The sequence below is a fragment of the Candidatus Azobacteroides pseudotrichonymphae genomovar. CFP2 genome, assembly GCF_000010645.1.
GTDB classification, from domain to species: Bacteria; Bacteroidota; Bacteroidia; order Bacteroidales; family Azobacteroidaceae; genus Azobacteroides; species Azobacteroides pseudotrichonymphae.
On the sequence record NC_011565.1, the window covers coordinates 563259 to 577629 of the forward strand.

A 14371-nucleotide genomic window follows, 5' to 3' on the forward strand; every position below is an offset into this window, starting at 1 on the left:
GACAAGGGATATATTGAACTAAAAGCATTCTTCTTTATAGAAATCCAATGCTTTATTGATTTCTTTTGAATTAGCAGTTTGATTGATAGCGATTTTGCCAATCGATTTTAGCAAAGTAAAATTGATGTTCCCTGATTCGTTTTTCTTATCATTTTTCATAAACTCGTACAAACGCTGATAGTGAGAGCTATCAAAATCGAATTTTCCATAGTTTTTTTTGATAAAAAAAGTAATTTTCATCAAATGTCCCCTATCAAAACCTAAACAAATAAAGGATAAGTATAATTCACAGATAATTCCCCAAGCAACAGCATACCCATGTGGTATAGGTCGACGGATTTCATATGACAAACTTTCAAAAGCATGCCCAAATGTATGTCCCAAATTTAAAGCTTTGCGAAGTCCCTGTTCTTTGGGATCTTTCTCGACAATTTGCTTTTTTACCAATACCGATTTGAATAGTAAGTCATTTAGTTTTTGATAATTTGGTTTACTTATATTAAAACAAAGAATTTCATTTACAGTTTCTAAAGTATCCAGCAAAGCATGTTTTAACATTTCTGCATATCCAGATAAAAGATTAATAGTATCTAATGTTTTAAAAAAAATAGAATCAATTAATACTGCAACGGCAGGGGCAAAAGTCCCTATTTCATTTTTCAATCCATTGTTATTTATTCCTGTTTTTCCTCCTATAGAGGCATCTACTGATGCTAACAGTGTGGTTGGCACATTAACAAATGGAATTCCCCTTTTGAAAGTAGAAGCAGCGAATCCTCCCATATCGGTAAGCATACCTCCTCCTAAATTAATTAGTAAGGATTTCCGTGTAGCATTGTTTTCACTGAGAAATTTCCAAATTTTCGTCAAAAATTTAATATTTTTGTTACTATCCCCATTAGGGATAGTAAAGTTCCTTGCTTCCCTTATCTTCGGAATTGGCTTAATTAAAGGGAGGCACAATTGTTTTGTGCTTCTATCGGTTAGAATAAATAAGTCATCATAATTCAACGTTTTTAATAATATATCCAGGTCTGTTTTTACACTTGTGCAACGAATAATTTGTTGTTTCATATAATTTATTCTCTCTTAATTAGGGAAGGTAATTCTAAAACAACTATTCAACATTCTATTTCTATCATCTTAATCCAAGTATAACTCAAAAGACAAAAAACAATCAACGAACAACTAATCACCAAGTTTAAAAAAATGCCATTACTTTTTAAGTAAAAATGATAACCTAGTAGGGAGGATAAGACTTGAAAGTTATTTCATGTTTATCAAATTCAAATTTTTTATAAAAAATAAACTTGTTTTGTTTTAATTTTCAAAAGCTGATTTTAAAGATTCCGCAATAATTTTAAATTGTTCAGGCACAAATTGTTTTTTAGAATTATTAAAATAAATATCCGATTCCTTAGAGATAGGAATTAAATGGATATGGGCATGAGGAATTTCTAAGCCGATGATCATTAGTCCTATTTTTTTACAGTTTATTACTTTTTTCATGGCTTTAGCTACCTTTTTTGCAAAAATCACCATTGAGGCAAGGGTTGAGTCGTCCAGATTAAAGAAGTAATCTTCTTCCTTTTTTGAAACAACTAGAACATGTCCTTTAGTGATTGGATTGATATCTAGAAATGCATAGAAAAGTTCATTTTCTGCTATTTTGTAAGAGGGGATATCTCCTTCTATAATCTTAGTAAAAATTGTACTCATATTGAAATACTTAATATCTCGAAATATATAATTCCTGAAGGAGTTTTTATTTCTGCAATTTCACCGACTTTTTTACCAATCAATCCTTTGCTAATAGGAGTATTGATAGATATTTTACCTGCTTTTAGGTCAGTTTCTGCTTCTGAAACAAGAGTATAAACTGTCGTTTGACCATTTTTAATATTGCGTAAGGTAACCTTATTCAATATTTGTATTGAGTTAGTTTGAATATGACTTTCATCTATCAGGCGAGTGTTGGCAACTAGAGATTTTAGTTGTGTAATCTTTAATTCTAGTATGCTCTGTGCTTCTCTTGCTGCATTATACTCAACATTTTCGGATAGATCTCCCTTCTCGCGAGCTTCTGCTATTTGTTTTATAATTGATGGTCGTTCCTCGGACTCCAAATAAACTATTTCTTCAAGCAATTTGTCATAGCCCCCTTTTGTCATGTAGTTGATAGCCATTTGTATTTTTTTAACTAAAAAACAAAAAAGAATTCCAATCTTAGACTAGAACTCCCTCTCTGTTGTTTTTACAATTTTTCATGAAGGTAAAGGTCTTTTGCAAAAAAAACAAATCTATAATAGGCTCAAGTTAACCTTAGTTTCAGCGAGATATATTGAAAAAATTGTTGGAAATTTAAATTTATCCCTGATTACATTTTCTACAAACAGACTTATTCTTTGATTGTAAGGGTAGATGATTGTAGGGATTATAGGGTAGAAAAACGTTTTCTTTTTTGAACTTAATACAAATGTGCTTAATCTTTTTTAATAATATTAGAGTGGCTCTCATCTCTTGACAAGATTCAGTATTGTTACCCTGTAAATGTAAATTTCAAAAAATAAGAACTTTTTTCTGAAGTTTTGCAAATTTTATAAAAATGATTATTCCAACATTGTTAATTTTGTTTGATTTTTTTATTACATCTTTTTTATATTCTTGTTTCTTTTGATTTTTTTGCATCAAAGACCTTACTTCCCCTGAACTGATTAGTATTATTATATGAGAATTTTTTGTTTAAATATCTATCTACTTGTAAATGTACAAGCCTTTAGTGAAATACATTGTTAATATGAAGGTGAGAGAATGTATTAATTTCGCGATCGTTTTCTTGTAGGGTTATATTTTTGTTGTTTTTCTCGTCATAATAGTTAAGATATAGTTATTACAGTTTTTAGAATACTTTTAGCATTCCCTAATTAAATTTTGTTCTTTTCTTGTCTAACTTTCTCAGACGAGAAATTTTCATCTATAAAAAATAGCTTTACATGCTATTGAATTTTTATATGATTTTGATGAAACTGATATTTATTGAAAGGTTGTTTGTATACATTATAGTTGTAGGGATAAGTAATTTTTTAATATGAATTGTAATAAAAGCGATGAGAAGTTTTCAAAAAAATGACTTTATTCATCCAATTGAATTGACTGCTAAAGTTTTTGCTTTGCTTTGCTTTGTTTTATTTTGTGTATTTACACAAACAAGCGAGTGTATCTATTTAATAAATCCTTGAATCTAGGTGTTCAATCTTCTTTAAAAAAGATTATTTGAATTATTATAAGAATTATTTTTGTGTAAAATGTTTTATATAAATGCTTCAATCAATGACCGGTTTTGGGAAGGCAATAGTAAAACTTCCCAATAAAAAGGTAAGTATAGAAATCAAATCACTTAATAGTAAGCAATTGAACTTAAATGTCCGTATACCTGCTGTTTTTCGTGAAAAAGAGGTAGAGATTCGCGATTTACTATTTCAAACAGTGGAAAGAGGGAAAGTTGATTTTGTTATTTGTATAGAATATACTGATATGAAAATTTCTTCTCAAATAAATAAAGATTCTGTTGGGAGTTATTTTTCTCAAGTTAGAGAGATAGCAGAGAGTTTGAATATTCCTTTTTCTCTTGATTGTCTTCCGATGATTCTTTCTCTCCCGGGAACAATTGAGACAAAGTTTGTCGAATTGAGTGAAATCGAATGGAAGACCATAAAACAAGCAATACAGGAAGCATTAAATGCATTTACTGAATTTCGTTTACAAGAAGGGGTAATGCTGAAAATTATTTTCAGAAATAAGATTAGAGCAATTGGTGGTTTTTTGCAAGAAATTGATAAATATGAGTCAGAACGTATAGAAAGAATTAGAACAAAACTTATCGAATCAATTAAGCAGATTGGGATTTTATCTTATGACGAGAATCGCCTTGAACAAGAAATGGTATATTATATTGAACGATTGGATATAAGTGAAGAAAAAGCAAGATTGAAAAATCATATAGAATATTTTTTGGAAACAGTGGAAAAAGAAAAAAGTCAAGGATGCAAATTGGGATTTATTGCACAAGAAATTGGACGAGAAATTAATACATTAGGTGCTAAATCTAATCATATTGAAATGCAAAAAATTGTTGTTCAAATGAAAGATGAACTAGAACAGATAAAGGAACAGGTACAGAACGTTTTATGACATTACTAATTTACTATTGTTGTGTTGAATCAATGTGTATTTCCAAACGAGAATGCTGAATTTAAAAAATTAGATAGTAAATTAATTATTATTTCTGCTCCGTCTGGTTCGGGCAAAACTACTATTGTTGATTCCTTATTAAAGGAACAATTATCATTAGAACTTGCTATATCAGCGACGAGTCGTCCTGCACGTGAAGGGGAGAAAAACGGAGAAGAATATTATTTTCTTACTATGAAAGAGTTTGAAAGAAATATAAAAGCGAATTTATTTCTTGAATATGAAGAGGTATATCCCGGTCGCTTTTATGGCACGTTAAAATCAGAAGTAGATATTAGATTACGCCAAAAGAAAAATATTATCTTGAATTTAGATACCGCTGGAGGTATAAATGTCAAGAAAATTTATGGAGGGAACACATTATTAATTTTTCTTATGCCTCCTTCTATTGAAGAATTGAAAAGACGATTAGAAAAGAGAGGAACAGATTCATCTGAAGTTATCAGAAATAGGTTGTTTAAGGCAACTTATGAAATTAGTTTGGCAACCCAATATGATATGATTATTCTGAACGATGATTTGGGGAAGGCCAAAAGAGAATTTATACAAATTATAAGTAAATTTATAACTGGCAAGTGAGAATAGGAATTTTAGCAGGTTCTTTCAATCCAGTACATATTGGACATTTGGCAATTGCAAACTATCTTGCTGAATATGAAGGATATGATAAAATTTGGTTTTTGATTACTCCTCAAAATCCATTGAAAAATGAGGGGGAGCTGATGAATCAAAATCTGCGTTTAAGATTGTTGCAAAAGTCCATTAAGGATTATAATAGGTTTGAAATCTGTACTATTGAGTGGGGCATGCCTCGACCTTCTTATACTATTGATGTTTTATGGAAGTTACATTTAGATTTCCCACAAAATATTTTTGAACTAATTATTGGATCGGATAATTGGATTATTTTCCATCATTGGAAGGATTATCGTACAATTTTGGAAAACTTTAAAATCCTTGTCTATCCTCGCAGCAACTATAAATCTATTTATTTCAATCATCCAAATATATATTTTTGCAAGGACGCTCCTCAAATAGAAATTTCATCTGCTTTTATCCGAAAGTCTATTGTTGAAGGGAAAGATATTCGATTTTATATGCCAGAAGGAGTATGTAGGGAGGTAGTCAATAACTTATTTCGTCCATGATTGTTTGAAATATGAAAATATATTAGCAAATAGAACGAATGAACTTATCAGGAGTTACAGTTTTTTAAAAAAAAAAATACAATGAAAGTAAGTGTTTTATTGGGATTGCAATGGGGAGATGAGGGAAAAGGTAAGGTAGTAGATGTGCTTACTCCAAAGTATGATATCGTAGCTCGTTTTCAAGGTGGACCAAATGCAGGGCACACGCTATTATTCGCAGATAGGAAATACGTTCTTTGTTCTATTCCATCGGGTGTTTTTCAGGGGAAAGTCAATATAATTGGTAATGGTGTGGTGTTGGATCCTATTCTTTTTAAGGCAGAAACAGAAACATTGACATCTTCTTGTAGTAACTTAGTTGATAAAATATATATTTCCCGAAAAGCACATTTAATTCTTCCTACTCACCGTTTGTTGGATGTAGCTTATGAAACACAAAAGGGAAACAATAAAATTGGAACTACGGGGAAAGGGATTGGTCCGGCTTATACTGATAAGGTTAGTCGTAATGGATTAAGAATTGGTGATATAGATTATAATTTTGAAGAAAAATATAGATATGCAATTGCTCGACATAAAGAGTTGTTACATCAAATGAATTTTCAATACGATTTATTACCTTTGGAGAGAGAATGGAAAAAAAGTATTGAGGTTATCAAACGATTTAAACGAATAAATAGTGATAATTTTATTAATAAGGCTTTGATTGGAGGGAGGACTGTGTTGGCAGAAGGTGCTCAAGGTACTATGCTGGATGTTGATTTTGGATCTTACCCTTTTGTTACATCTTCTAATACAATTTGTGCAAGTGCATGTACAGGTCTGGGAGTAGCCCCAGCCAAAATAGGTGATGTGTTTGGTATTTTCAAGGCCTATTGTACTCGTGTAGGGAGTGGGCCTTTCCCTACAGAGTTATCAGATGAAATTGGGGAAAAGCTACGTAATATTGGTAATGAATATGGTTCGATAACTAAAAGGCCGAGAAGATGTGGGTGGATAGATTTAGTTGCACTTCGTTATGCTGTTATGATAAATGGAGTTACGCAGTTAATTATGATGAAAAGTGATGTTCTAGATACTTTTGATACCGTCAAAGCATGTATTGCTTATGAAGTAAACGGTCAAAAAATGGAAGATTTCCCGTTTGAAATTGGTAGTTCAGTAAAACCAATATATACGGAATTAGTCGGCTGGAAAACAAATATGACAAAAATAAAATCGGAAAATGAGTTCCCAAAAGCATTCAAGGATTATCTATTGTTTTTGGAAGAGAGTTTAGGAGTAAGTATTAAAATTGTTTCCCTAGGTCCGGACAGGGAACAAACGATAATTCGGGAATAGGTAATCGATTAATAAAACAATAAAAACAATGTATTATTTTATTTTAGTTATAATTGTGATGGTGGGTTGGCTTGCTTCAAGCAACTTGAAGAAGAAAGCAGAGAGGTATTCACAAATTCCTTTGGAGAATGGGATGACAGGTAAAAACGTTGCGGAGAAGATGTTGTATGACAATGGAATTTATGATGTGCGAGTGGTTATTTCAGATGGCATCCTTACTGATAATTATAATCCAAGTGATAAGACTATCAGTTTGAGTAAGGCTATTTATAAAGAGAATAATGTATTTGCGGCTGCTGTAGCAGCTCACGAAACGGGACATGCTATACAGCATGTGACTGCTTATGCTCCTCTTAGTATACGTTCGGCACTGGTGCCTGCAGTGAGTTTTTCCTCCAAATATGTACAATGGATTATACTTGCAGGTCTTTTGTTGATCGGGAATGGTCTAAAAATAGGAACGTCAATTCTGCTGACAGGTATAGGGTTGTTTGCAGTAATTACTCTTTTTAGTTTTATTACTCTGCCAGTAGAAATAAATGCAAGTGTGCGGGCTCTTGCTTGGCTTAATCGGTCTGGAATAACTACTTTACGAAGTCATCGTGCAGCAGAGGATGCATTAAAAGCAGCCGCATACACTTATGTAGTTTCAGCCTTAAGTTCGTTAACGACATTCTTTTACTATGTAATGATTTATATGAATAGAAGGGATTAAAACCTTGAGTTATAATTGTTTATATGATTAGTTTACAGGTTGTTAGTGTTTCTTTTGGTCAATTTCAGGCAGGAGCGTATACTTTAATATTAGCAGAAGAAAATGGTAATAGAAAAATTCCAGTAATTATTGGAACACCTGAAGCTCATTCTATTGTAAGTGTTTTGGAGGGGATGAAACCTCCACGTCCCATGACGCATGATCTCTTTGTTTCATTTTCAAAAATCTTGAATGTCAGATTAAGTCAAGTAAATATTTCTAAATACAAGGAGGGTGTTTTTTATTCCGAATTGGTTTTTGATGTGGAAGGAAAAATTGTTTGTATTGATTCTCGTACTTCCGATGCCGTTGCTTTAGCCATTCGGTTTCAATCTGCTATTTTTACTACAGAAGAGGTGATGAAAGAAACTGGAATCGTTTTTACAGATGAAAGTGACATTTGGAGAGAAGAAAAACAATTTTCAAAAAAAGGTGAAGTTCCTCTCAAAACTATGAATCTTAGAGAGCTCCAAATTGCATTGGAGGAGGCTATAGATAGGGAAGATTATGAAAAAGCTTCTTATATACGAGATTTGATTAAAAAAAGGTAATATAAAAAGTTTTGTATGACGAAGAATTTGATTTTCTCATTTTAACGGAATAGCTTCGATTCTTTGTTGATGTCGCTTGTTTCCCCTTTTAAATGGTGTATTTAGGAAAATATCTATTATCTTTTTGGCTTCTTCTTGTGAAAGGAAGCGAGCGGGCAATACCAATACATTTGCATTGTTGTGTTCTCGTGCCAAACGAGCTATTTCTTCATTCCAGCACAAAGCGGAGCGTACCTTCTGATGTTTATTTAACGTCATATTGATTCCATTACCAGATCCACAAATTCCTATTCCAACCGATACCTCTCCTTTTTCAAAAGCTTTCGCTAGTTTATGTCCATAGATTGGGTAATCTACACTATCGGTAGTATATGTCCCATAATTGATATAGGACATATCTCGATCGTTCAAAAGTATTTGGATAAATTCTTTTAACTCATAGCCTGCATGATCTGATGCAAGTCCGATAATTGGAATTTCCATTTGTTTTTATAGCATTCGTTTGACTTGTATGTAGACATTTTCTCCTGTAAATCCGAGTTTTTCATCAAGAATTTTATAGGGAGCAGAAAAACCGAATGAATTCAGACCCCATATTTTCCCTTGATTTCCAACTAATCCTAAAAGATTAACAGGCAATCCAGCTGTCAATCCGAAAATTTTCTTCCCAGGAAGGATTATTGAATCCTGGTATTCCTTCGTTTGACTTCTAAATAATCCTTCTGATGGGATAGAAACGATTCTTACTTTAATACCATCTTTTCTCAATAAAGCGGCTCCTTCTACTAAGGTAGATACTTCTGATCCCGAAGCCAATAAAATAATATCGATATTGCCATCACATTCTACTATATATCCTCCTTTTTCTGATTTTAATGCTTCTTCATAATGATTGACTTTGACAGGTAAATCAGCAATGTTTTGGCGAGAAAGGATCAATCCTGTAGGAGTGGTAGTGTTCTCCATAGCTAATTTCCATGCCACGGTAGTTTCGTAGCTATCTGCGGGACGAATAACTAATATAGAATTGTGTCCTCTATGATTTTTTAATTTCTCCATTAAACGAATTTGTGCTTCTTGCTCTACAGGTTCATGAGTAGGCCCATCTTCTCCTACTCGAAAGGAATCATGTGTCCAAATGAACTTGACAGGAAGTTCCATCAATGCTGCCATACGTATAGCAGGTTTCATATAGTCTGAAAAGACGAAGAATGTTCCGCAAGCCGAGACAACACCTCCATAAAGTGTCATACCGATACTCAAGCAGGCCATTGTCAATTCAGCCACACCTACTTGTAGAAAAGCACCAGAAAAATCATCGCGAGTAATAACTTTAGTTTGTTTTAAAAAACCATCTGTCTTGTCAGAATTAGACAAGTCGGCTGAAGAAACAATCATATTCTCAACTTGTTGTGCTAAGAATTCCAAAACTGTAGCAGAAGCTGCACGAGTAGATTGACCTGATTTTTGTTGAATAGCTGTCCAATCTATTTTAGGTGATTTCTCGTGTATCCATGTATTTAGTTTAGCCGCTTTCACAGGGTTTGTTTTGGCCCACTCGGTTTCTTCAGTCATTCGTTGGTCTACAATTTCTTTCAATATTTCTTTCCTTTTTGCATATAATTCTTTCACTTCTGGAAAAATTTGGAAAGGTTCTTTAGGATCCCCACCCAAATTCTGAATAGTTGCTTCAAAATTTGCTCCACATTCGCCTAAAGGCATTCCGTGTGTCGCACAGTTTCGCTCAAAGGAGCTGTTGTCTGCTTTTACTGTCCCTTTACCCATAATTGTTTTTCCAATAATAAGAGTAGGGTGTTTATCTTCTTTTTGTACATCCTGCAAAGATTCACGAATTTCTTCTGCACTATTGCCATTAATTTTGATTACGTTCCAACCCCACGAACGATACTTAATTGCGGTATCCTCGCTTGTTACATTATCTACGCTAGTAGATAATTGGACATCGTTGGAATCATAAAACATGACCAAGTTATTTAATCCTAGATGTCCTGCTATACGACCAGCCCCCTGCGATATTTCTTCCTGAATTCCCCCATCTGATATGTAAGCATAAATTTTTTGCGGAAATATGTAATTAGTTTTGGCTTGAAGAAATTTAGAAGCAATAGCAGCACCTACTGCATAGGCATGCCCTTGTCCTAAAGGTCCAGAAGTATTTTCTATACCACGAAGTATATTTAGCTCAGGGTGTCCGGGAGTAGGACTTCCCCATTGGCGAAATTGTTTTAGCTCATCCAATGAAAAATAACCTAACAAGGTAAGAACAGAGTACAACATCGGAGACATGTGCCCTGGATCTAAGAAAAAACGATCTCTACCGTGCCATTTTGGATTATTAGGGTCAAAAACTAAGAATTCGCTATAGAGTATATTGATAAAGTCAGCTCCCCCCATAGCTCCTCCTGGATGTCCAGAATGAGCTTTTTCTACCATAGCAGCTACCAATATACGAATGTTGTTAGCTGCACGATTTGTAATTTGAGAATTTTTCATTGTTTTATACGATCTATTGTACTATTTGTAGTCCAAATATACGAAAATGAAATTATATAGCTATAAATCAATTAAATTGTTCATTTATTGTTCATCTATAATTTTTTTAGAAAAATTTTCAACGTGTAGAAATCAAGAGAAATGAACATTGATTTTTTTGATTTTTTTATCCTATTATTTTCTGGTTAAATTTAAGTATACCAATTCTTTATGAATTTTAATGTTTAAAGAAGCTAATGGCATAGCAAAGTAATGAATTGGGTAGGCCTAAAAGGTTTAAGAGCAGATTCTTAAAGTAGAGTAAAGATTTAAAATATTAAATCCTCTTGATTTTTTTATTACATATTTTTTCTATTCCCCTGTATTGACAAAAAAATGAGAAAATAAATTAGGAGAGATATAGGGTGATATTTCGATAATATAGGTAAAGAATATTGTAAGTAGCTAAAAGGCTTTTCAGGAAGGGGTGTTTATCTGTCCAACTAAATCTATTGAGAGTATATTTTACCATTGTTTGAAGTGATCTCTTATTGCAAGAGATACTTTAGAAAACTGACTTTTCGAAAGGAATTAATAAATTATTAATATTTAATAAGTAAAGTAGTTTAAGTAACTTCAAAAAGTTTAAAGTTATTATAATTATAATTGAGTGCTAGACATGGGGGAATAAGATTAATTGCTGTTGGATTTTGGTTATAATGGTTCCAGACTGTAGTATTTAGTCTGTATAAAAAGGGGACTATTGTTTCATGCTTCGGATTGAAGTAATGAATTATTATTTAGGGTTGTGTTGCATTCTTGGGAAAAAATCTCCATACGTCTGTCCTTGGATAATTCTTCTGGGGAACCTATGATAAGATTTCCCCCTTTTTTCATGAACCAGATTTTGTCAGAAAATCGTAGTGCTAAGTCTATATCATGTGTAGAAAAAAAGACAATTCTATGTTTTGTTTTGCTAATCCTACGAAGCAATTGTAGGATTTCTATTTTGCTTTGAAAATCAAGAAAAGCTGTTGGTTCATCTAAAAAAATGATGCTTGTTTGTTGTGCTAATGTTTTGGCAATCATGGATTTTTGTCTTTCTCCATCACTTAAAGTTTGTATAGCTCTATTTCTGAGGTTAGAAATATGTACTAGTTGTATAGCTTCTTCTATAATCGTTTTATCTTTTTTGTTTAATTTCCCCCAAAGTCCGCTATATGGACTTCTTCCAAGACTTACTAGTTCATAAACAGACATATTGTATACGTTTATTTTTTCTGTTAATACAATACTAATTGTTTTGGATAATTCTTTACTGGAATAGGAGGATAGTTTTTTGTCTCCAATAATTATTTCGCCATATAAAGGAGAGTGAAAAGCAGAAAGAGTTCTTAGTAAAGTAGATTTACCAACGCCATTTGTTCCAATAAGACAGGTAAGTTGTCCAGGAGGAATAGTTGCATTAAGTGAATGAGCAATTATTTTATTATGCTTTTTTTCTTTATAGCCTATAGATAAGTCGTGAATGTTAATAGAGAAGTCTTCCATAAATCATTCAAAAATTAATTGAAATATTTTTTTTTCGTCAAAAATTTCATTTGCTATTTCTAGTAAATCTGATGATTTTAATGCATCTATTTTTTTATAGATTTCTGGCAAAGTATTGTATTTGTTAAAGTGTAGGAAACTCTTACCTAAATTTAAAGCAAGATTTTCTTTATTTTCACTTGCCACACCCAGCTGTCCTTTTAGTTGTTTAATAGCCGTGTGCAATTGTGAAATACTTAATTCTTCTTCACGCATTTTTTTCAATTCTTTGTAAATGAGACTGAGGCATTTATCTACTAATTGGTGAGTGCAAGCAAAATAAATGTTGAAGATTCCTGTATCACTATAGGAAGCGAGACTAGATTCTACTGTATATACTAATCCTCGCTTTTCTCTTAGGGTAATATTTAATCGATTATTCATGCCTAAACCTCCCAATAAATTGTTTAAAAGATACAATCCAATTTGTTTTTTGTTATGTCGATCATATCCTTTACCTCCAATCATTACATGTGATTGATAGAGTTTTTTCTCTATTTTTTCTTTTTTAGAGGAGAGAGATTGTGGTGTTATTCTACTTTTTTTATGAAAGGGATGTTTCTTTTCTTTAAAGAAATATTTCGTTGCCAAATGAATGATTTTAGAAAAAGGCATTCCCCCATAAAAAAAGAAAACCATGTTTTCCGGGCGATAAAATATATTAGTAAATTCACAACAGACTTGAGAAGTAAATGTATTTAAGCTGTCTATTTCACCTAAAATATTGTGCCCCATCTCACTTTCCCGGAATACGAGATTTTCGAATTCATCAAATATTAATTCCAAAGGGTTATCATTATATGAATTGATTTCATCTATAATGACTTTTTTTTCTTTTTCTATCTCGGAAGATGGGAATAGAGAATGAAAGATTAAATCTGAAAGTAATTCCATAGCTCGTTCAGTATCTTCTAAAAGGCAAATAGAGTACAAAAAAGTTTCTTCTTTGGTAGTGTAGGCATTCAATTCACCTCCCACATTTCCCATACGGTTAATGATATGTCTTGATTTTCTTTTTTGAGTGCCTTTGAAAAGCATGTGTTCTACGAAGTGAGCTAATCCGAATTGGTTAGTTCGTTCATCACGAGCTCCTGCATTTACTACGAAACCACAATAGGAAATCGGAGATATGGATGGTAAATAAATGATTCTCAGTTGATTGGATAAAACGAAAGAAGAACATGTTTGTACATTAATATAGTTCATTAGTTAGTAGTTAGTTGAAAAAGTGAGGATTGAGAATATTGTGTTTTACAAAACAAAAACTGAAAAAGGTTTTAATTTTTTAAAATTAAAACCTTTTCAATAAAATTTCTTTATACTTTAGTATATCATATGTTTGAAAGACTTGTTTGTTCTATATAAACCACACCTTTTAACCTTCTTTTTATATTTAAAGAATGTAGTATATACTTCATATCAGTCTCCCGATTGAAGAAACTTTTGTGCATAAATCGCATGAATTTTTTGATTTCTTCTCAAGACGGAAGGCTTGACAAATGCCTGTCTTCTTTTGAGTTCTTTTGAGACACCAGTTCTTTCAAATTTTCTTTTGAATTTTTTTAACGCTTTCTCAAGGTTTTCGCCTTCCTTTAATGAGACAATAATCATGGCTTCTGAACTACTAATTTGAATTAATTGATTAATTGAAGGTTAAAACTTCTTCATTATCTCAAAGATAATGAAAAGTTTTTGATTATAGGAACTAAATTTATAATTCTATTTTTGGTTTTGTAACTATATAATTTTGTACGAATAATATTGTTTTCAAAACGGCGTGAATTGGATAAACTTTATCTTTGAATGGCGAAGGATATGTGTAGGAAATTCTATTGTCACAGAAGACAAGTTGGAACTCTTATCGTAAGAGGTAAGATGATCATTTCTAATGGCTATAATGGAATATCCTCCTGTTTTGAAAACAATTGTGAAGACGAAGGGGGGGGGAACTAAACTATATGTTTTATATATGTTTTACACGACACGCAAATGCAAATGCAAATGCAAATGCAAATGCTATTGATTACTCGTTCTAGTAATAGTAATAGCAGTAAAAATGCAACTTTGTATGTTACAATATTTCCTTGTATAGAATGTGTTAAACTGATTATATAAGGAAAAATCAAGCGGGGGTTTGGTTGTTCATTCTGATAAGTACAGTTTGATAGATAGTATAGATTTACTCAAAGAAGTAAATATTGGAGTTGTTTTGTATAGATAAGGTAAAGTTTTAATTCATAATG

At 32.2% G+C, this 14371-nt stretch carries 14 protein-coding genes and 1 pseudogene; 7 read left to right on the forward strand and 8 right to left on the reverse strand.

Annotated features, from left to right (window positions below; all coding sequences use genetic code 11):
- Positions 1–18 precede the first annotated feature (18 nt).
- The 3 genes from aroB to greA all read right to left on the reverse strand — a co-directional run bounded on the left by aroB (position 19) and on the right by greA (position 2186).
- Positions 19–1074, reverse strand: a complete 1056-nt coding sequence (gene aroB / locus CFPG_RS02290; RefSeq protein ID WP_012573422.1) for a 3-dehydroquinate synthase — start codon at positions 1072–1074, stop codon at positions 19–21.
- A 246-nt stretch (positions 1075–1320) separates the two neighbouring features.
- Positions 1321–1719, reverse strand: coding sequence for an HIT family protein (locus tag CFPG_RS02295; protein ID WP_012573423.1), 399 nt, complete (start codon positions 1717–1719; stop codon positions 1321–1323).
- The gene (gene greA / locus CFPG_RS02300; RefSeq protein ID WP_012573424.1) at positions 1716–2186 is read right to left on the reverse strand and encodes a transcription elongation factor GreA; all 471 of its coding nucleotides are present in this window, start codon (positions 2184–2186) and stop codon (positions 1716–1718) included. The genes CFPG_RS02295 and greA overlap by 4 nt, the downstream gene beginning before the upstream one ends.
- Before the next feature lie 1132 nt (positions 2187–3318).
- On the opposite strand from greA, the gene CFPG_RS02305 reads away from it, so the two are divergent.
- The 6 genes from CFPG_RS02305 (at position 3319) to CFPG_RS02330 (ending at position 8045) form a co-directional block, all read left to right on the forward strand.
- Complete coding sequence (locus CFPG_RS02305) at positions 3319–4191, forward strand: YicC/YloC family endoribonuclease (protein WP_012573425.1); 873 nt, start codon at positions 3319–3321, stop codon at positions 4189–4191.
- A 21-nt stretch (positions 4192–4212) separates the two neighbouring features.
- Positions 4213–4830, forward strand: a complete 618-nt coding sequence (gmk, locus tag CFPG_RS02310) for a guanylate kinase (protein WP_012573426.1) — start codon at positions 4213–4215, stop codon at positions 4828–4830.
- Positions 4827–5399 (forward strand): nicotinate (nicotinamide) nucleotide adenylyltransferase, encoded by a 573-nt coding sequence (gene nadD, locus CFPG_RS02315; protein WP_012573427.1) that lies wholly within the window; start codon positions 4827–4829, stop codon positions 5397–5399. The genes gmk and nadD overlap by 4 nt, the downstream gene beginning before the upstream one ends.
- A gap of 81 nt (positions 5400–5480) precedes the next feature.
- On the forward strand, positions 5481–6740 hold the full coding sequence (locus CFPG_RS02320) for an adenylosuccinate synthase (RefSeq protein WP_012573428.1): 1260 nt from the start codon (positions 5481–5483) through the stop codon (positions 6738–6740).
- A 28-nt stretch (positions 6741–6768) separates the two neighbouring features.
- Positions 6769–7455 (forward strand): zinc metallopeptidase, encoded by a 687-nt coding sequence (locus tag CFPG_RS02325; RefSeq protein ID WP_012573429.1) that lies wholly within the window; start codon positions 6769–6771, stop codon positions 7453–7455.
- 23 nt (positions 7456–7478) lie between these two features.
- On the forward strand, positions 7479–8045 hold the full coding sequence (locus CFPG_RS02330) for a bifunctional nuclease family protein (RefSeq protein ID WP_012573430.1): 567 nt from the start codon (positions 7479–7481) through the stop codon (positions 8043–8045).
- A 36-nt stretch (positions 8046–8081) separates the two neighbouring features.
- On the opposite strand, the gene rpiB is transcribed toward CFPG_RS02330, so the two are convergent.
- The 5 genes from rpiB to rpsU form a co-directional block, all read right to left on the reverse strand.
- The gene (rpiB, locus tag CFPG_RS02335) at positions 8082–8522 is read right to left on the reverse strand and encodes a ribose 5-phosphate isomerase B (RefSeq protein ID WP_265348055.1); all 441 of its coding nucleotides are present in this window, start codon (positions 8520–8522) and stop codon (positions 8082–8084) included.
- Between the two features lie 12 nt (positions 8523–8534).
- Positions 8535–10559, reverse strand: coding sequence for a transketolase family protein (locus CFPG_RS02340; RefSeq protein WP_012573432.1), 2025 nt, complete (start codon positions 10557–10559; stop codon positions 8535–8537).
- Positions 10560–11306: 747 nt separating this feature from the next.
- The gene (locus CFPG_RS02345; protein WP_012573433.1) at positions 11307–12089 is read right to left on the reverse strand and encodes an ABC transporter ATP-binding protein; all 783 of its coding nucleotides are present in this window, start codon (positions 12087–12089) and stop codon (positions 11307–11309) included.
- Positions 12090–12092: 3 nt separating this feature from the next.
- Positions 12093–13334, reverse strand: a complete 1242-nt coding sequence (locus CFPG_RS02350) for a M16 family metallopeptidase (RefSeq protein WP_012573434.1) — start codon at positions 13332–13334, stop codon at positions 12093–12095.
- Between the two features lie 213 nt (positions 13335–13547).
- Complete coding sequence (gene rpsU / locus CFPG_RS02355; protein WP_012573435.1) at positions 13548–13739, reverse strand: 30S ribosomal protein S21; 192 nt, start codon at positions 13737–13739, stop codon at positions 13548–13550.
- Between the two features lie 192 nt (positions 13740–13931).
- Here rpsU and CFPG_RS05330 point away from each other — a divergent pair.
- Positions 13932–14349 (forward strand): annotated as a pseudogene (locus CFPG_RS05330) (deaminase).
- Positions 14350–14371 lie beyond the last annotated feature (22 nt).